Below are 18,639 nucleotides of genomic sequence, written 5' to 3' on the forward strand. Positions count from 1 at the left end.
TGAATCGTGCCCCGCGCGGAGTGCGCGCGGGCCGGCCTGCGAGCGCGTCCGTCTCGCCCGCCGGAGATCAGCGACGTTGCTGCACTACGGGATCACCGTGACGCTCAATGTACGTTCGGTAGGTCACGGAGCGATTGAGGCTGGGCGTCCTCCCGGCGACGAACGCCCTAGTCGGATCCCGGTTTGGGACGACCGAAACCGAATCGTCCCTCCTGGTCCGACCTGCCGGAGATCACCCTGTGTGACCGCGTTCGGAGCGGCGCCGCCGGGCGGAACCGCCGGACGCGCACGGTCCGTGCTTCCTCCGGAGGCACCCATGCGCAAGCATACGATCATGCGACAGCAGACGATCGTCCTCGCCGCGGCCGCGCTGTTCCTCGCGGCCTCCGCGGCGGCCTGCTCCTCGGGCGGCTCCGGCGGCGGCGAGGCGAGCACCCCACCGCCCGCCACGGCCGGGGCGTCGTCCCCGTCCGCGAGCCCGGGCGGGGCGCGCGTCGTCGCGTCCGGCCTGGCGGTGCCGTGGGCCGTCGCGTTCCTGCCCGGCGGCGACGCGCTGGTCACCGAGCGCGACACCGCGAACCTACTGCGGGTGTCGCCGTCCGGGCAACGACGGCAGATCGCGAAGGTGCCAGGAGTGCAGCCGGAAGGCGAGGGAGGTCTTCTGGGCGTCGCCGTGTCGCCGTCCTACGCCACCGACCACCTCGTCTACCTGTACTTCACCGCCGCGTCCGACAACCGTGTCGTCCGCGCCACCCTCGACGGGTCGCTCGGCGCGCCGCAGCCGATCGTCACCGGCATCCCGAAGGGACCCAACCACAACGGCGGGCGGCTCCAGTTCGGGCCGGACAAAATGCTCTACATCACGACCGGCGAGACCGGCGACGGGCCCCTCGCCCAGAACAAGAACTCCCTCGGCGGGAAGATCCTGCGTGTCACGCCCGACGGGAAGCCCGCCCCCGGCAACCCGTTCGGCGACCGCGTCTGGACGTACGGGCACCGCAACGTCCAGGGCATCGCCTGGGACGACAAGGGCCGCATGTTCGCCTCCGAGTTCGGCCAGAACACCTTCGACGAGATCAACCGGATCGAGAAGGGCAAGAACTACGGCTGGCCCGAGGTGGAGGGCGTCGGCCGCCGGAAGGGCTTCACCGACCCGCTGCTGACCTGGTCGACGGACGAGGCGTCGCCGTCCGGCCTCGCCTACGCGAACGGGTCGCTGTGGGCCGCCGCGCTCGGCGGACGGCGCCTCTGGCAGGTGCCCCTCGACAACGGCAGGGCGGGACGGCCCGTCGCGCACTTCGAGGCCGTCTACGGACGCCTCCGCGCCGCCGTCGCGGCGCCCGACGGCACGCTGTGGATCACCACGAGCAACCGGGACGGACGCGGCGACCCCGCCAAGGACGACGACCGCATCATCAGCGTCCCCGTCCGCTGACGCCGCTCAGGGCGGCGTCAGCGGACGGGAGATGCTCAGGACGCGCCGAGCTTCTCCAGGATCAGCTCGCGCGCGCGCCCGGCGTCGGCCTGCCCGCGGGTCGCCTTCATGACCGCGCCGACCAGCGCGCCCGCCGCGGCGACCTTGCCCGCGCGGATCTTGTCGGCCACGGCCGCGTTGTCGGCTATCACCTGGTCGATCACCGACGCCAGCTCGCCCTCGTCGCTGACGACCTTGAGCCCGCGGGCGGCGACGACCTCGTCCGGCCCGCCCTCGCCCGCGAGGACGCCCTCGAACACCTTGCGGGCCAGCTTGTCGTTCAGCTCCCCCGCGGTGATCATCGCCTGGACGCGGGCGACCTGCTCCGGCGTGATCGGCAGGTCGGCCAGCTCGACGCCCTGCTCGGTCGCGCGGCGGGACAGCTCGTTCATCCACCACTTGCGCGCGGCCCCGGCGTCGGTGCCCTGCGCGACCGTGGCCTCGATGAGGTCGACGGCGCCCGCGTTGACGACGTCCCGCAGCTCCAGGTCGGACAGCCTCCACTCCTCCTGGATGCGGCGGCGGCGCGCGGCCGGGAGCTCCGGCAGGGACGCGCGCAGCTCGTCCACCCAGGCCCGGGACGGCGCCATCGGCACCAGGTCGGGCTCGGGGAAGTAGCGGTAGTCCTGCGCCTCTTCCTTGCTGCGCCCGCTCGTCGTGCGGCCGGTGTCCTCGTGGAAGTGCCGGGTCTCCTGGACGACGCGGCCGCCGGCGGACAGCACGCCCGCCTGCCGCTCGATCTCCGACCGGACGGCCCGCTCCACCGACCGCAGCGAGTTGACGTTCTTCGTCTCCGAGCGCGTCCCCCACTCGGACGCGCCGCGCGGCATCAGCGACACGTTCACGTCGCAGCGCATCGAGCCCTGCTCCATGCGCACGTCCGACACCCCGAGGGACCGGACGAGCTCGCGCAGCTCCGTCGCGTACGCGCGGGCCACGAGCGGCGCCTTGTCGCCGGTCGCGACGATCGGCTTCGTCACGATCTCGACCAGCGGGATGCCCGCCCGGTTGTAGTCGACCAGCGAGTACTCCGCGCCGTGGATGCGCCCGGTGGCACCGCCGACGTGCAGCGACTTGCCGGTGTCCTCCTCCATGTGGACGCGCTCGATCTCGATCCGGTACGTGTCGCCGTCGACCTCGACCTCCAGGTGGCCGTCGACGCAGAGCGGCTCGTCGTACTGCGAGATCTGGAAGTTCTTCGGCATGTCCGGATAGAAGTAGTTCTTCCGGGCGAACCGGCACCACTCGACGATCTCGCAGTTCAGCGCGAGGCCGATCTTGATGATCCCCTCGATCGCGGCGCGGTTGGTGACCGGCAGCGACCCCGGCAGCCCGAGGCACACCGGGCACACCTGCGTGTTCGGCTCGGCCCCGAAGCCCGTCGGACACCCGCAGAACATCTTGGACACGGTGCCCAGCTCGATGTGCGTCTCGATCCCGAGCACCGGCTCGAACCGCGCGAGCGCCTCGTCATAGTCCATCAGCGTTTCCACGCTCACAGGAATCCCAGTCCCTTCAACGCCTCTTCCGTCTCGGCCACCCAGGCGGCGTACGCCGGGATCTGTGCGAGCACGTCGAGGTCGACATTCTGTCCTATGTAATCGAAGTAGTCGGCCCGCGAGCGGCGTCCGCGCCGCGGGCGAACCGCGTCCAGCACCGGCTTGGGATCGTGGATCTTCTCCACGTCCCTGGGACGGACGGGCAGGTGCGACGGGTCGCTCCCCCGCAGCCCCGCCCAGACCTCGCGGTCGGCGAGCAGCCACGCCTCCGTCTCCCGCACCGGCACGAGCGGGATCACAGGCGTGGCCAGGCCCCGTTCACCCAGGGCCTCTACGACCTTCGCGGCCTTGCCGCGTTCGTTGTGGTCGTTGTGGACGCAGACCAGATGGCAGTCCTCGGCCAGCTCGACGACCGCCCGGCAGACCCGGTCGGCGTCCTTGATCGTCCAGCATTCGCCGATCTCGGTCTTGGCGACGTCCACGACGTGCCGGGTCCCCCGCTCCGTCAACGCCTTGAGCTGCCGGAAGACCACGGGGCCGAGGAACCGTTCGTCGGTGGTGTTCTCAGCCACGAGCCCGGGGACCAGCGGACGGCTCACAACTCGTCCTGCCGCACGGTCCCCAGGTACTTGCGAACCTGCCGGGGCGACACGAACGTTCCCGGTTCTCCGCCGTCGCGGACGGATTTCGCGACGGTGACGCGGGACACCCGCTCCTTGTCCGGATCCACGCGGACCGCCGTGTCCATGAAGACGAGCGCCTCGGGACGCGACCGGTACAGCTCGGACACCACCACCGGCGAATGGCTGGTGATGATGACCTGCCGCAGCGGACGATCCAACGACGCCGGGTCGTTCAGGTCCGTTACCCGCTCCTGGATCCGCCGCAGCAACTCGGCGAGCCGACCCGGATGAAGCCCGTTCTCGATCTCCTCCACCAACAGAACCCCGGCGTGGTCTGGATCGTGCAGTGCCGCGAGCAGACCGAGGATCCGCAGCGTGCCGTCCGACAGAAGGGTGCTGGGGACGCTCCCCTGCCCTTCGAGGACGAGTTCGAACGACCACTCCTGGCGCTTCTCGTCCAGTTCGGTCCTGACCTCGCGCACATCCGGCACCAGGGCGGCGAGGTCGACCATCAGATCGTCCAGCGCGGAGGACGACCCCATCCGCCCGAGCACGGCGGCCAGGTTGGCGCCGTCGGATCGCAGCGGCCGCTGATCGGCCAGACTCGCCACGGACCGCATCGCACGCGGATCGCCGGGATAGAACAGCACCTGCGTCAACGCGGCATCGATTGCGACCACCGTGTCGGAGAAGCGGGCGTCATCATTGAAAGAGTCGTGGATCTCCCGCGATTCCCGCGCACGTACGCCTTTGGGCAAACTCGTATCGGCTGCGAGATCGAGAATCCCTGTGTGGTCGTTCTGATACTGGGGTACCCCGTTCTCCAGCCGCGCGTCCGCGGCAGCCTCGATGCCGGCCAATCCGTCTGGCAGATTCAGCAGACAGCGCAAAGTGACACCGAACTCGTCCACGGGGCGGCCAGCACTGTCCATGTGGAAGAGCTCCACCGGCCTCCCCCGGCGGTCGGCCAAGATGGCGTCAGAGCGGTAGCGCCTCGAGTCCAGGCAGTAGGCGATGGCGTCGAAGAGGTTGGACTTGCCGCTGGCGTTCGGACCGACCAAGGCGAGGAACGGCGGGACGTCGAGCTTGAAGTCCAGGAAGGACTTGAAGCCGTCGATCTCGACGCGGGTGATCATTGACGTACCGCCGTTCCTTCGTCGCTCAGAGGGCCGGAGCCTTCGCCAGCAGGGGGCCGCCCCAGCGGGCTTCGAGGGCGCGTTCGACGGCGGCGCCGACGCGGTAGACGCGGTCGTCGCCGAGGACGGGCGCCATGATCTGCAGGCCGACCGGGAGGTCGTCCGCGAGGCCGCACGGGACGGAGATCGCCGCGTTGCCGGTCAGGTTCGCCGGGATCGTGCAGAGGTCGGCCAGGTACATCGCGACCGGGTCGTCGGCGCGCTCGCCGATCGGGAACGCGGTGGTCGGCGTGGTCGGCGAGACCAGCACGTCCACCTGCTCGAACGCGGACTCGAAGTCGCGCCTGATCAGCGTCCGGACCTGCTGCGCCTTGCCGTAGTAGGCGTCGTAGTAGCCGGACGAGAGCGCGTACGTGCCGAGCATGATGCGCCGCTTCACCTCGGGCCCGAAGCCCTCCGCGCGGGTCAGCGCCATGACCTCCTCGGCGCTGCGGCTGCCGTCGTCGCCTACGCGCAGGCCGTACCGCATCGCGTCGAAGCGGGCCAGGTTGGACGAGCACTCCGACGGCGCGATCAGATAGTAGGCGGGCAGCGCGTACGTGAAGTGCGGACAGGAGACCTCGACGACCTTCGCGCCGAGCGACTCCAGGACCTCGACCGCCTCGTCGAACCGCGCGGACACGCCGGGCTGGTAGCCCTCGCCCGCGAACTCCTTGACGACGCCGATCCGCAGCCCGTTCACGTCGGCGCGGCGCGCGGCCTCCACCACCGGCGGGACGGCCTCGGGGACGGACGTGGAGTCCATCGGGTCGTGGCCGCTGAACGCCTCGTGCAGCAGCGCCGCGTCGAGCACGGTCCGGGCGAACGGCCCCGGCGTGTCCAGCGACGACGCGAACGCGATCACGCCGTAGCGGGACGACCCGCCGTAGGTCGGCTTCATCCCGACGATGCCGGTGACGGCGGCGGGCTGCCGGATCGACCCGCCGGTGTCGGTCCCGGTGGACAGCGGCGCCTCGTACGCCGCGACCGCCGCCGACGAACCGCCGGACGACCCGCCGGGGACGCGCTCCAGGTCCCACGGGTTGCGCGAGGTGAAGTAGGCGCTGTTCTCCGTGGACGAGCCCATCGCGAACTCGTCCATGTTCGTCTTGCCGAGGATCACCAGCCCGGCGGCGCGCAGCCGCGCGGTCACGGTCGCGTCGTAGGGCGGCCGCCACCCCTCCAGGATCTTGGACCCGGCGGTGGTGGGCATGTCGGCGGTGGTGAACACGTCCTTGTGCGCGACGGGGACGCCGGCCAGCGGGCCGAGCTCCTCCCCCGCCGCGCGGCGCTCGTCGACCCGGCGGGCCTGCGCGAGCGTCGTCTCGCGGTCGACGTGGAGGAAGGCGTTGACCTGCCCGTCCACCTCGGCGATCCGGTCCAGGTGGGCTTCCGCGACCTCGACGGCCGACACCTCACCGGCGGCGAGCAGCTCTCCGAGCTCCGCCGCGGTCTTCTTGACCAGCACCCGTCACGCCTCCTCGTCCAGGATCCGCGGGACGCGGAACCGCTGCTCCTCGGCGGCGGGGGCGCCGGCGAGGGCCTGCTCGGGCGTGAGGCACTGTCGCAGCTCGTCCGTCCGGTAGACGTTGGTCAGCGGGAGCGCGTGCGAGGTGGGCGGGATGTCCTCCGCGGCGACCTCCTGCACCCGCGCGACCGCGGAGATGATCTGGTCGAGCTGGGCGGCGAGGTGGTCGAGCTCGTCGTCGCCGAGCGCCAGCCTGGACAGGCGGGCGAGATGCGACACCTCGTCGCGGGTGATGGCGGACATGAGAGAAACCGTTCCTGGGATGAGTTGGGTTCGACGGCCATCCTATTGGCCGCACCCGGTTCCGCCCGACCGGTTTACCCGCCCCCCGTCCGGCGCGCCGTTTCAGATCCTGGTGGCGGGAACCATTCCTCTGTTCACCCCCCGGGACGAGAGGAGGGTCGCCGTGACCATCGGCGGCAGCATCGCCCTCATCATCATCGGCGCGATCCTGGCCTACGCGGTCGACGTCGACCTCAGCGGAGTCGACATCCGGCTGGTCGGACTGATCCTGATGCTCGGCGGCCTGATCGGGCTCGTCATCGGCATCGTCCGGATCGCCTCCGCGCGCCGCGCGGTCGACCGGCGGCCGCCTCCGCCGCGCGACGAGTACTACTACGAGGACGAGTACACCCACCGCCGCCCCTACTGAGGCGGTAAATCACAACCGTCCGGTCAGGCCGCGGGCTCGGGGGCCCGCTGCATGTGGCGGCGGAGCCAGTCGGTGGCGGTCTCGGCGTCCATCGGGCGGCCGAAGTGCCAGCCCTGCGCGGCGTCGCAGCCCATCTCGCGGAGCAGCCGGGCGGTGTCCGGGTCCTCGACGCCCTCGGCCACCGAGCGCAGGCCGAGGGTGCGGACGAGGTCGACGATCGAGCGGACGATCACCGCGTCCTCGGGCGAGTCGGCGAGCCGCCCGACGAACGAGGAGTCGATCTTGATCTCCTCGACCGGGAGCCGGTTCAGTCGCACGAGCGACGAGTAGCCGGTGCCGAAGTCGTCCAGGCTGAGCGGGATGCCGAGTTCGGCGAGCGCGCCGACCGTGTCGGACGCGTAGGCGGGCTCGTTCATCAGGATGCGCTCGGTGATCTCCAGCTGGAGGGCGGCGGCGGGCAGGCCGCGGGCGAGCAGCCCCTCCTCGATCGTCTCGGTGAGGCCGGTGTCGAGTAGGTCGCGGCCGGACGCGTTCACCGCGACCTGGACGGTGAGGTCCTCCCGCCACCAGGCGGCGGCCTGGGTGAGCGCGGCGTCGACGACGTGGTGGGTGATCGAGCGCATCAGGTAGGTCTGCTCGGCGACCGACAGGAACGCCGCTGGTTCGAGGACGCCGTCCACCGGGTGCCGCCAGCGCAGCAGCGCCTCCATGCCGACGAGCTGGCCGTCCCGCAGGGACACCTTCGGCTGGTAGAACAGTTCGAGCTCGGAGCGGTCGAGGGCGCGGCGCAGGTCGCCGAGCATGCTCAGCCGGGCCGGGGAGTTGCGGTCCTTGCCGGAGGTGTAGATCTCGACGCCGGAGCGGGTCTCCTTGGCGTGGTACATCGCGACGTCGGCGCGCTGGAGCAGCAGCTCGAAGTCGGGCGCGTGGTCGGGGAACAGCGCGATGCCGACGCTCGCCTCCAGGTCGAACGACATGCCGTCCAGCCGGACGGGCTCGCTGAGCGCGGCGCGCAGCCGGGCCGCGACCTCGCGGGCGGCGGCCTCGTCCCGGACGGACGGCAGCAGCACCGCGAACTCGTCGCCGCCGAGCCGCGCGACGAGGTCGCCGGGCCGGACGCTGTGTGTCAGCCGGTGGGCGACGAGCTGGAGGAGCCGGTCGCCGGTGGGGTGCCCGAGCGTGTCGTTGACCTCCTTGAACCGGTCGAGGTCGAGGAGGAACAGCCCGGCGCGGTGCGTCGGCGGGTCGGCGGCCCTGCGGCGGCGGGCGGCGAGGCCGGCGCGCGGGCCGCGCGGCCCGCGGGTCCCGGCGCCCCGCTCCCCCGCCCAGGGTCTCCAGCGTCTCCCGGGCCGGTCGGCGCCGCGCCGCTCCGCGTCGCGCCTCTCGATGTCGCGCTTCTCGACCTCGCGCTTTTCGGCGGTGCGCGCCTCGGCGAGCGCCTCCTCCGTCCGCGTGATCAGCAGCTTGCGGTTCGGGAGCCCGGTCAGCCCGTCGTGCAGGGCCTGGTGCTCGCGCCGGACGGACACCGAGGCGTTCAGGTACACGGCGATGAACGGCAGGACGATCAGCGGCACGAACACCGCGGACCGATCCATGGCGATCACCATCAGCGGCGCGAGCCCGAGCAGCGCGAGGTGGACGAGGACCTGGTAGCCGAGGTCCCAGCGGAGGGCCTTGACCAGCGACACCCGCTCGTGCAGGGCGACGGCGGAGCCGACGAGGGTGTCGTTGCAGAGGAAGTAGACGGTTCCGGCGAGGGCGACGGCGGGGAGGTCGGCGCCGTCCGGGACCCACCGGTCGGTGGGCGTCGCGAGGTCGCCGAACAGCGCGAGGACGAGCTGCGCCGCGCCCAGGCTGAGCGTGTACTGCGCGGCGTTGAACGCGATGCGGTGCGGGCTGCGGCCGCGGAAGACGCCGCAGGTGATCACGGCGACGGCCTGCAGCCCGGCGGCGATCGGCAGCCCGGCGTACAGGAGCGCGGCGAACGAGAACGTGGTGGACATGGTCGCGCCGTTGTTCTCGGTGGACCCGGGGGTGATGATCGGGCGCAGCTCGCCGAAGATGATGAAGCAGCCGAGGATCCAGAACACCGGCGAGCGGACGAGCGCGTCGAGCTCGGGGCCGGTCACCCCGGAGAACGCGGTGGCGCAGACGCCGACGCCGAGCAGGACGACGACGAAGTAGATCCACAACGGGGAGCCCCGGCGCGGCGCCGTGTTCCGCGTGTTGTTCGGGTCCTTCATCACATCCTCGGGGGGATTCGGGGGTCGTCCCCCGGCCACCGGGCGTCCCCGACCTCGGGGGACGCCCCCCGGGTGTTACGTCCGGAGATTCAGGTGTAGGTCGTGATGAGTGGGAGGGTACGGCCTTTGCTCAACTTCGCGAAACCGTTTGGGTACGTTGCGTTATGCCCATTCCATGGCGACCACTCACCGTTCGGTAGTGGAAGTGTACCCCTGAGTAACGCAAACCTGGTGAAACCCCTCGCGACCACGCCGCGTTAGCCGTCGGCGCTCAGGGTTACACCTTTGGCCGCATCCGGCCCATCGGAGAGCAGGACGCGGAACCCCTCCTCCGCCAGGACCGGCACACCCAGTTTGACCGCTTTGTCGTACTTTGACCCTGGGCTGTCGCCGACGATCACGAAGCCCGTTTTCTTGGACACCGAGCCCGACACCTTGCCGCCGAGCCGCTGCACCGCCTCCGTCGCCGAGTCGCGGCTGAACCCCTCCAGCGACCCGGTGATCACCACGGTGACGCCCTCCAGCGGGCGCGGGCCGGCGGCGCCCTCGTCCTCCATCCGGACCCCGGCGGCCCGCCACTTGTCGACGATCTCGCGGTGCCAGCCGACCTCGAACCACGCCTTGATGGACGCCGCGATCGTCGGGCCGACGCCGTCGACCGCGGCGAGCTCCTCCTCGGTGGCGGCGGCGATCGCGTCCATCGAGCGCATCTCGCGGGCCAGGTCGCGCGCCGCGGACGGCCCGACGTGCCGGATCGACAGCGCGACCAGCACCCGCCACAGCGGCTGCCGCTTCGCCTTCTCCAGCTCCTCGAAGAGGATCTCGACGGTCTTCTTCGGCTCGCCCTCCTTGTTGGCGAAGAACGACACGACCTTCGGCTCGCCGGTCTTCGGGTCGGTCTTCGGGGTGCCGGTCCGCATGTCGAGGACCGGGCTCCTGATCGGGAGCAGCCGGTCGACGGTCAGGTGGAACAGGTCGCCCTCGTTCTTCACCGGCGGGTCGGACGGCTCCAGCGGCTGCGTCAGCGCGGTCGCGCCGACGTAGCCGAGCGCCTCGATGTCGAGCGCGTTGCGGCTGGCGACGAAGTACAGCCGCTCACGGAGCTGGCCCGGGCAGAACCGCGCGTTCGGGCAGCGGATGTCGGCGTCGCCCTCCTTCTCGTACGCCAGCTCGGTGCCGCACTCGGGGCAGTGGGAGGGCATCTCGAACTCGCGCTCGGAGCCGTCGCGCAGGTCGGCCACCGGCGCGACGATCTCGGGGATGACGTCGCCCGCCTTGCGCAGCACGACCGTGTCGCCGATCAGCACGCCCTTGCGCTTGACCTCGCCCGCGTTGTGCAGCGTGGCGCGCTCGACGGTCGACCCGGCGACCTTGACCGGCTCCATCACGCCATAGGGGGTGATGCGGCCCGTCCGGCCGACGCCGACCTTGATGTCGAGCAGCTTGGTGTTGACCTCCTCCGGCGGGTACTTCCACGCGATCGCCCAGCGCGGCGCGCGGCTCGTCGACCCGAGCCTGCGCTGCAGCGCGAACTGGTCGACCTTCACGACCACGCCGTCGATCTCGTACGCGGTGCCGTGCCGGTTCTCGCCGTACTCGGCGATGTACTCGCGGACGGCGTCCAGCCCGCCGACGACCTTGTAGCGGTCGCTGACCGGCAGCCCCCAGCCGCGCATCAGCTCGTACGCGCCGGACTGGCTCTCGGGCTGCGTCCCGCCCCGCCACGCGCCGAACCCGTGGACGAGCATGCCGAGCGGGCGGTGCGCGGTGATCCTCGGGTCCTTCTGCCGCAGCGACCCGGCCGCCGCGTTGCGCGGGTTGGCGAACGGCTCCCGGCCCGCCTCCACCTGCGCGGCGTTCACCTGCTCGAAGCCCTCGACCGGCAGGAACACCTCGCCGCGCACCTCCAGGACGTCGGGCCAGCCGTCGCCCTCCAGCCGGTGGGGGATGTCGTCGATCGTGCGGACGTTGTTCGTGACGTCCTCGCCGGTGCGCCCGTCGCCCCGGGTCACGCCGCGGACCAGCCGCCCCTGCTCGTACGTCAGCGCGATCGCCAGCCCGTCGATCTTGAGTTCGCACAGGTAGCCGGCGACCTCGCCGACCTCCTTGACGACGCGCTCGTCCCAGGCGAGCAGCTCGTCGTCGCTCATCGCGTTGTCGAGGCTCTGCATCCGCTCCAGGTGCCGGACGGTCGCGAAGTCGGTGACGATCGGCGCGCCGACCCGCTGCGTCGGCGAGTCGGGCGTGACGAGCTCGGGATGCCGCTCCTCCAGCGCGCGGATCTCCCGCATCTGCCGGTCGTAGTCGGCGTCGCTGAGCGTCGGGCGGTCGAGGACGTAGTAGCGGTAGTTGGCCTCGTCGATCTCCCGGGTCAGCTCCAGGTGCCGCTGCCTGGCCTCGCTCGGAACCGCGTCACTCATGGTCATGCCCCTATTGTCGCCGTCGCCTCCGACAATACGAGGCTCGCCGCGCCCCTGGTCAGTCCGCGGCCTCGTAGATCATCCGGGCCGTGTCGCGGCACCGTTTCAGGGCCTCCCGCACGTACCGCGGGGACGCCCCCGCCATCCCGCACGCCGGTGTGATCACGACCTGCCGGGCGAGCCGCGCGGCCGGGAAGCCGAACCGCCGCCACAGCTCCCGCACCGGCTCGCCGGTCGCCTGGAGCGGGGGCAGGAGGGCGTCGGTCGCGGGCACCGCACCGAGGAACAGGGCCGTGCCCGCGTCGATCGCCTCGCCCACCGCGTCGTCGTCGCGCTTCGGGACGCGCCGCAGGTCGACGGAGACCGCCTTCGCGCCCGCGCCGCGCAGCAGCGTGTACGGGACGTCCCTGGCGCAGCAGTGCACGACCGTGAAGGCGTGCGCCGCGTCGATTACGGTGCGGAGCGTCTCCTGCGCCACGGGCTCCTCGACCGCGCGGAGCCGGGAGAAGCCGCTCGCGGTCGGGACGGTCCCGGCGAGCGCGGCGGGCAGGCCCGGCTCGTCCAGCTGCAGGAGGATCTCCGCCGCGGGCAGCCGCCGCCGCACGTCCGCGACGTGCGCCGCGACGCCCTCGGCGAGCGAGGCGGCGAGGTCGCGGACGGCGCCCGCGTCCTTCAGGGCCCGGTCGCCGTGCCGCAGCTCGATCGTCGCGGCGAGCGTCCACGGCCCGCACACCTGGATCTTGAACGGGCCGTCGTGCCCGCCCGCGACCTCCTCCAGGACGTCCAGGTCGCGGGCGAGGTGGTCGCGGGAGCGCAGCGTGTCGCGGCCGGGCCGGTCGGAGAAACGCCACCCGGACGGTTCCAGGTGGACGGGCATGTCGACGAGCAGCCCGGCGGTCCGCCCGGTGAGGTCGGCGCCGGGGCCGCGCGCGGGCAGCTCGGGCAGGTGCGGCAGCTCGGGCGTCTCGCCGAGGACGGTCCGCAGCGCCTCGGCCGGGTCGTCGCCCGGGTACGACCCGATCCCGGCCGCCGTCCCGGGTCCCCAGGGGTAGGTCGTCGTCACGCCCGAAACCCTACCGACGCCGCTACCCCGTCAGCGCGGCGAGCCGGTCGAGGTTGCGCAGCGTGTCGGCCTCGGGCTCGGTGTCCAGGTGGAAGAGGACCTCGTCGACGCCCGCCGCCGCCAGCTCCTCGACGGCCTCCGGGCGTCCCGGCGTCGCGAACACCGTCACCGGCAGCGGGCGGCCCGCCCGCTCCCGCAGCGCGGCGATCTTCGCGCCGAGATCGTCGGTGCCGCGCCCGTAGAGCGGCATCCAGCCGTCGCCGAACTCCACGACCCGGTCGAACGTGGTCGGCCCGGCCCCGCCGAGCAGCACGGGCGGGTGCGGGTCCTGGACGGGCTTCGGGTAGGAGAACACCGGGTCGAAGTCGACGAACTCCCCGTGGAACTCGGCCTCGTCCTTCGTCCACAGCTCCTTGACGGCGAGGACGCGCTCGCGCAGCAGCCGCATCCGGGTCGCCGGGTCGGTGCCGTGGTTGCGCATCTCCTCCCGGTTCCAGCCCGCGCCGACGCCGAGCACGGCCCGCCCGCCGGACACGAGGTCGAGCGAGGCGACCTCCTTCGCCAGCGTGATCGGGTCGCGCTGGACGATCAGCACGATCCCGGTGCCGAGCCGCAGCCGCTCCGTCACGGCCGCGACGGCGGACAGGACGACGAACGGGTCGAGCGTCCGGTAGTAGATGCGCGGCAGGTCGCCGCCGCCCGGCCACGGCGACTCCCGCTTCACCGGGATGTGGGTGTGCTCGGTGACGTAGAGCGAGGCGAACCCGCGTTCCTCCAGCGCACGGCCGAGCGCGACGGGCGCGATCCCGTCGTCGGTCACGAACGTCGAGACACCGAACCGCATGCCAGCCTCCTGGAGCGTCCTAGATCGTCACGGCGGCAGCACCCTAGCCGGGCCTCACACCGGGCTCTCAAGCGGGGACGCGCGCCGCCTCCGCGATCGTGGCGGACGCGAGCACCCGGTCGCCCTCGTACAGGACGGCCGCCTGCCCCGGCGCGACGCCCCGGGCGGGCGCGGACAGCCGGACGCGCAGGACATCGCCGTCCTGCTCGGCCGTGGCCGCGTGCACCTCGCCGTGCGCGCGGAGCTGGACGCGGCACTCGAACGCCCCGGCGCGCGGCTCGCTCAGCCAGACCGGGCGCTCGCCGGTGATCTCGCGGACGTCCAGCGCCTCGCGCGGCCCGACGGTGACCGTGTTCGTCACCGGGGAGATGTCGAGGACGTAGCGCGGCCGCCCGTCCGGCGCGGGGGTGCCGAGCCGCAGGCCCTTGCGCTGCCCGATCGTGTAGGCGTACGCGCCGTCGTGCTCCCCGACCTCGTTGCCGTCGGCGTCGACGATCGGGCCGCGCACCGAGCCGAGCCGCTCGGCGAGGAAGCCGCGGGTGTCGCCGTCCGCGATGAAGCAGATGTCGTGGCTGTCGGGCTTGTCGGCGACGCGCAGCCCGCGCCGCTCGGCCTCCAGCCGGATGTCGGCCTTCGTCGTGTCGCCGAGCGGGAACAGCGCGTGCGCGAGCTGCTCGGGCGTGCACACGGCGAGGACGTACGACTGGTCCTTGCCCTGGTCGACGGCCCGGCGCAGGACGCCGCCCTCGAGCCGGGCGTAGTGCCCGGTGCAGACCGCGTCGAACCCGAGCGCCATCGCGCGGTCCAGCAGCGCGGCGAACTTGATCTTCTCGTTGCAGCGCAGGCACGGGTTCGGGGTGCGGCCCGCCGCGTACTCGCTGACGAAGTCCTCGACGACGTCCTCGTGGAAGCGCTCGGCGAGGTCCCAGACGTAGAACGGGATGCCGATCACGTCGGCGGCGCGGCGGGCGTCGCGGGAGTCCTCCAGGGTGCAGCAGCCGCGGGCGCCCGTCCGGTAGGACTTCGGGTTGCTGGACAGGGCCATGTGGACGCCGGTGACGTCGTGCCCGGCCTCGGCGGCGCGGGCGGCGGCCACGGCGGAGTCGACGCCGCCGGACATGGCGGCAAGGACGCGCAGAGTCATAATGCCTTCGAGCGTACGCGCCGCCCGCCGTCCGCCCGACATGTATTTCCCGCGCGCGACCGGCGCGGCGGCTCGCGTAGGGTCTACGGAAAGGGCACGGCCTCGGGGGATTTCCGGGGGCGCCGTGCCGGCGCTCGACCACGACAAGGAAGAGACGACTGGTGGGAATCTTCCGCCGTCCGCGCGAGACCTCAGCCGTCACGCCGCCCGCGATCGGCGAGTTCTGGGAGTGGTGGGCGCAGGCCCGCCCGACGATCGAGGCGTCCCTCGCCGCCGGACCCGACCGGCCCGAGCCGGAGACGCCCGGCGAGGGGCTGTCCGCGGACGCGATCGCCGAGCTGTCCCGCCGCGTCCACCGGATCCATTCCGCCCTGCAGTGGGAGATCGGCGGCGACGAGGCCGCGCCGGTCCTCACCGTGACCGGCGGCGGCGACCCCGAGCTGCGCGGCGTCACCGAGCGGTGGGCGCGGGCCGCGCCCACCGGGGCGGCGGCGGGCGGGTGGAGCTTCCACCCGGCGCGGCACGCCGACCCCGAGATGCTCACGCAGGACCTCCTGCTCGGCGACCACGAGTTCGACCTGGAGTACGTCCGGCTCGGCATGCGCGCCGACGCCGACCGGGCCCGCGTGCACGTGATCGCCTACCATCCCGACTTCCTGTTCGTCGCGGAGGAGCAGCGGATCCAGGTCGCGGTGAACGTCCTGCACTGGGCCCTCGGCGAGGACGACGTCGCCCGCTGGATCGGCCGGGTCTCGATCGCGACGGAGGCGCCGATCGACGCGCTGCCGCCGTCGATGCTGCCCGCCGTGGTCGAGCAGGTCGCCGAGCCGTTCGCCGAGCCCGCGTGGCTGACCGGCGAGGGCCGCACCCCGCGCGGCCACCCGAGCCGCCTCGGCGCCCGCTTCCCGCTCCACCGGCAGGACTACCCGCTCTGCGACCTGCACGTGGCGATCAGCGTCCCGTACGCCAACAGCAACCCCGACCGGCTGCCGGTCGAGCCGTCCTCGGGGGCGCTGCGCGCCTTCGAGAAGAAGCTCGCGAAGCTCGGCGCCCGCGCGGTGCTGGCCGTCCACGAGACGGGCGACGGCCTGCGGGTCTTCCACCTGTACGCCGATCCCGACTCGGGCGTCATCTCCGAGCTCGACCAGCTCGCCGCCACCTGGTCGGAAGGGAAGGCGAAAGTCGCCTCAACCAGCGACCCGGGCTGGAAAGCGCTGGCCCCTTACCAGCCCTGACGCCCGCCGGGCGGGTCGGGTCGACCTTCCGGTAGCGGGTCTCGCAGAGCGAGTACAGGCCGAACGTCACGACGCCCAAGGCGACCGCGGCGAGGCCCCACGGTCCGGCGGGCGTGTCCGCGAACTCGCGGAGGGCTCCGTCCAGGCCCTCGGCCTTGTCCGGCTGGAAGGCGAGGGCCGCGTGCGCGAGGAAGGCCCCGACGGCGGCGGTGACCAGGCCGCGGGCGGTGTTGCCGACGATCGCGAGGGGCTGGACGATCCGCCGGACGGCGGGCCCCATCCGGCCCGTCTCCAGCTCGTCCAGGAACCGGCGGCGCATCGCGCTGACGATCACCGCGATGCCCCATCCGACGAACCCGGCCCCCGCCGCGAGCACGGCCCAGCGCCCGCCCGGCTCGGCCATCAGCCGCGCGGTGGCCGACTTGGACTGCTGGTCGCTGGACGAGCCGTGGTGCCCGAGCAGGAACGCGACGCCCGTCACGAACCCGGCCGTGTAGACGGCGCCGCGGACGGCCGACGCCACCCGCTTGGTCGCCTTGTCGCCGTCCGGGACGGGGCGCCCGTACAGCGCCTCCGCGTACTGCCAGAGCGCGAGCGCGGCGAACCCGGCCACGATCAGCCAGAGGAGGACCGGCCCGCCCGGCTTGCCCGCGACCGTCTCCAGCGCGCCCTTCTTGTCGGCCTCCCGCCCGCCCTCGCCGAACGCCACCTGGAGGGCCAGCCAGCCGATCAGCAGGTAGAGGGACGCCCGCGCCGCCAGTCCAACGCGGGACATGCCGTGAAACCACGGGTGTCCGGCCGCCTGTTCGAGTCCCGTGCTCACATCCGTCGCCACGGCCCGTTCGATCCCCGCCCAAGGGACGGTCAAACCTGGACAGATCGCTACGAGCTGCCCCGGTAGGTCGTTACGAGCTCGCCCGGCGGGCGCGTTCCACGGCGGCGGGCAGGGCGTCGGCGAGGGCCTTGACGTCCGCCTCGGTGGACGTGTGGCCGAGCGTGAACCGCAGCGATCCGCGCGCGAGGTCGGCCGCCGAGCCCATCGCGGTCAGCACGTGGCTCGGCTGCGAGACCCCGGCCGAGCAGGCGGAGCCGGTGGAGCAGGCGATGCCGCGCGCGTCCAGCAGCATGAGCAGCGCGTCGCCCTCGCAGCCGGGGAAGGAGAAGTGCGCGTTGCCGGGCAGCCGGTCGACCGGGTCGCCGTTCAGGATCGCGTCCGGCACCGCCGCGCGGACGGCCTCGACCAGCCGGTCGCGCAGCTCGGCGAGGCGGCGGGCCTCGGCGTCCCGGCGGGCGGCGGTGACCTGGACGGCGGCGGCGAACCCGGCGATCGCGGGCGCGTCGAGCGTCCCGGACCGGACGTCGCGCTCCTGCCCGCCGCCGTGCAGCAGCGGCACCGGGTCGAGGAAGACGGGCTCCTTCGGCTTCGCCAGCAGCAGCGCGCCGACGCCGATCGGGCCGCCGAGCTTGTGGCCGGTGACGGTCAGCGCCTGCGCGCCGCTCGTCGCGAACGCGACGGGCAGCGTCCCGGCGGCCTGGACGGCGTCGGTGTGCAGCGGGACGCCGCGCTCGCGCGCCACCTCGGCCAGCTCCGGCACCGGCTGGACCGTCCCGACCTCGTTGTTGGCCCACATCACGCTGGCGAGCGCCACGTCGTCGCCGGAGCCGAGCGCGGCGCGCAGCGCCTCGGGGCGGACGCGGCCCGCGCCGTCGACCGGGATCCAGTCGACCCGGGCGCCCTCCTGGCCGGCGAGCCAGTGCGCCGCGTCCAGGACGGCGTGGTGCTCGACCGCGCTGACCAGCACCCGCGTGCGCGCGGGGTCGGCGGCGCGGCGGGCCCAGAACAGGCCCTTCACGGCGAGGTTGTCGGCCTCGGTGCCGCCGGAGGTGAACACGACCTCGCTCGGCCGGGCGTCGAACGCCTCCGCGATGATCTCGCGGGACTCCTCCACCACCCGGCGGGCGCGGCGGCCGACGGCGTGCAGCGAGGACGGGTTCCCGAGCTCGCGCAGCTCCGCCGTCATCGCCTCGACGGCCTCGGGGAGCATCGGGGTGGTCGCCGCATGGTCGAGGTAGGTCACCACGCCGACAACAGTAGCCGCGTCGCGGATGTTCCCCCGCGCGGGCGGGCTGGGAGGGCGCGGGAATAGCATCGCGCGGGGCCGGGTTAGCGTGTGTACCGTCCAGCCGGTACAGTGAAATGGTCATGAAACGCGAAGCACTCCTCGACGCCGCCGAGGCCGTCCTCTCCGAGCAGGGGACGCAGGCGCTGACGCTCACCGCGGTCGCGGACCGCGCGGGTGTCAGCAAGGGCGGGCTGCTCTACCACTTCCCGACCAAGGAGGCGCTCGTGCGCGCCATGGTCGCGCGGGTGATCGACGAGTTCGACGAGCTGATCGCGTCCTACATCGACTCCTACGGGGACGGCGCGCCGAGCGCCTACACCCGCGCCTACGTCGAGGCCACCTTCGAGATCCTCACCGGCGAGGCGCGCGCCTACCGGCGCTGGTCGGCGATCACGGCCGCCGCCGCCGACCCCGAGCAGGCCGAGCCGCTGAACGAGGCGATGCGGCGCTGGCACGGCCGCGACCCGGCGGACGACCCCGACCCGGACGCGGCGCTGATCGTCCGGCTGGCGGCCGAGGGGCTCTGGGAAGTGGTGAGCCACCAGCCCGAGCTGTACGACGCCGGACGCCTCGACGCGCTGAAACGCCGGCTCCTGGGCCTGCTGGAGCACTGATC

The 18,639-nt window shown here is 72.7% G+C and carries 16 protein-coding genes; 4 read left to right on the plus strand and 12 right to left on the minus strand.

Going from position 1 to position 18,639, the window contains the following annotated elements:
• Positions 1-334 precede the first annotated feature (334 nt).
• Entirely contained in the window at positions 335-1,435 is a 1,101-nt protein-coding gene (locus FXF68_RS22560; protein ID WP_148762242.1) for a PQQ-dependent sugar dehydrogenase, read from the plus strand.
• Positions 1,436-1,470: 35 nt separating this feature from the next.
• On the opposite strand, the gene gatB is transcribed toward FXF68_RS22560, so the two are convergent.
• The 5 genes from gatB to gatC are packed head-to-tail and all read right to left on the minus strand — an operon-like array spanning position 1,471 to position 6,542.
• Positions 1,471-2,955, minus strand: coding sequence for an Asp-tRNA(Asn)/Glu-tRNA(Gln) amidotransferase subunit GatB (gatB, locus tag FXF68_RS22565; protein ID WP_148762244.1), 1,485 nt, complete (start codon positions 2,953-2,955; stop codon positions 1,471-1,473).
• Positions 2,956-2,969: 14 nt separating this feature from the next.
• Positions 2,970-3,572 (minus strand): DUF4276 family protein, encoded by a 603-nt coding sequence (locus tag FXF68_RS42485; protein ID WP_187438039.1) that lies wholly within the window; start codon positions 3,570-3,572, stop codon positions 2,970-2,972.
• A complete protein-coding gene (locus tag FXF68_RS22575; RefSeq protein WP_148762248.1) occupies positions 3,569-4,732 on the minus strand; it encodes an AAA family ATPase in 1,164 nt (387 codons plus the stop codon). Before FXF68_RS22575 ends, FXF68_RS42485 begins: the two co-directional genes overlap by 4 nt.
• 25 nt (positions 4,733-4,757) lie before the next feature.
• Positions 4,758-6,239: an Asp-tRNA(Asn)/Glu-tRNA(Gln) amidotransferase subunit GatA gene (gatA, locus tag FXF68_RS22580; protein WP_148762250.1), complete on the minus strand. Its 1,482-nt coding sequence runs from the start codon at positions 6,237-6,239 to the stop codon at positions 4,758-4,760.
• Between the two features lie 3 nt (positions 6,240-6,242).
• Positions 6,243-6,542 carry an Asp-tRNA(Asn)/Glu-tRNA(Gln) amidotransferase subunit GatC gene (gene gatC, locus FXF68_RS22585; protein WP_148762252.1) on the minus strand — a complete coding sequence of 100 codons (300 nt, stop codon included), beginning with the start codon at positions 6,540-6,542 and terminating at the stop codon, positions 6,243-6,245.
• 163 nt (positions 6,543-6,705) lie between these two features.
• Here gatC and FXF68_RS22590 point away from each other — a divergent pair, with 163 nt between their 5' ends.
• Positions 6,706-6,951, plus strand: coding sequence for a DUF6458 family protein (locus FXF68_RS22590; protein ID WP_148762254.1), 246 nt, complete (start codon positions 6,706-6,708; stop codon positions 6,949-6,951).
• Positions 6,952-6,974: 23 nt separating this feature from the next.
• Here FXF68_RS22590 and FXF68_RS43985 read toward each other — a convergent pair whose 3' ends face one another.
• From FXF68_RS43985 to mnmA, 5 genes are all read right to left on the minus strand, one after another.
• Entirely contained in the window at positions 6,975-9,194 is a 2,220-nt protein-coding gene (locus FXF68_RS43985) for a putative bifunctional diguanylate cyclase/phosphodiesterase (RefSeq protein ID WP_246178866.1), read from the minus strand.
• Positions 9,195-9,451: 257 nt separating this feature from the next.
• Positions 9,452-11,620, minus strand: coding sequence for an NAD-dependent DNA ligase LigA (gene ligA, locus FXF68_RS22605; protein WP_148762256.1), 2,169 nt, complete (start codon positions 11,618-11,620; stop codon positions 9,452-9,454).
• A gap of 52 nt (positions 11,621-11,672) precedes the next feature.
• A complete protein-coding gene (locus FXF68_RS22610) occupies positions 11,673-12,677 on the minus strand; it encodes a methionine synthase (protein WP_148762259.1) in 1,005 nt (334 codons plus the stop codon).
• Positions 12,678-12,699: 22 nt separating this feature from the next.
• Entirely contained in the window at positions 12,700-13,521 is an 822-nt protein-coding gene (locus tag FXF68_RS22615; protein WP_148762261.1) for an LLM class F420-dependent oxidoreductase, read from the minus strand.
• Positions 13,522-13,588: 67 nt separating this feature from the next.
• Positions 13,589-14,665 carry a tRNA 2-thiouridine(34) synthase MnmA gene (mnmA, locus tag FXF68_RS22620; RefSeq protein ID WP_148762263.1) on the minus strand — a complete coding sequence of 359 codons (1,077 nt, stop codon included), beginning with the start codon at positions 14,663-14,665 and terminating at the stop codon, positions 13,589-13,591.
• Between the two features lie 161 nt (positions 14,666-14,826).
• On the opposite strand from mnmA, the gene FXF68_RS22625 reads away from it, so the two are divergent.
• Positions 14,827-15,900 carry a DUF695 domain-containing protein gene (locus tag FXF68_RS22625; protein WP_148762265.1) on the plus strand — a complete coding sequence of 358 codons (1,074 nt, stop codon included), beginning with the start codon at positions 14,827-14,829 and terminating at the stop codon, positions 15,898-15,900.
• On the opposite strand, the gene FXF68_RS22630 is transcribed toward FXF68_RS22625, so the two are convergent.
• Both FXF68_RS22630 and FXF68_RS22635 read right to left on the minus strand, forming a co-directional pair.
• The gene (locus FXF68_RS22630; protein ID WP_148762266.1) at positions 15,794-16,675 is read right to left on the minus strand and encodes a DUF1206 domain-containing protein; all 882 of its coding nucleotides are present in this window, start codon (positions 16,673-16,675) and stop codon (positions 15,794-15,796) included. The genes FXF68_RS22625 and FXF68_RS22630 overlap by 107 nt on opposite strands.
• A 130-nt stretch (positions 16,676-16,805) precedes the next feature.
• A complete protein-coding gene (locus FXF68_RS22635; RefSeq protein ID WP_148762444.1) occupies positions 16,806-17,978 on the minus strand; it encodes a cysteine desulfurase family protein in 1,173 nt (390 codons plus the stop codon).
• A gap of 125 nt (positions 17,979-18,103) precedes the next feature.
• On the opposite strand from FXF68_RS22635, the gene FXF68_RS22640 reads away from it, so the two are divergent.
• Positions 18,104-18,637, plus strand: coding sequence for a TetR/AcrR family transcriptional regulator (locus tag FXF68_RS22640; RefSeq protein WP_148762268.1), 534 nt, complete (start codon positions 18,104-18,106; stop codon positions 18,635-18,637).
• Positions 18,638-18,639: the final 2 nt, after the last annotated feature.

The sequence above is a fragment of the Actinomadura decatromicini genome, assembly GCF_008121305.1.
GTDB classification, from domain to species: domain Bacteria; phylum Actinomycetota; class Actinomycetes; order Streptosporangiales; family Streptosporangiaceae; genus Spirillospora; species Spirillospora syzygii.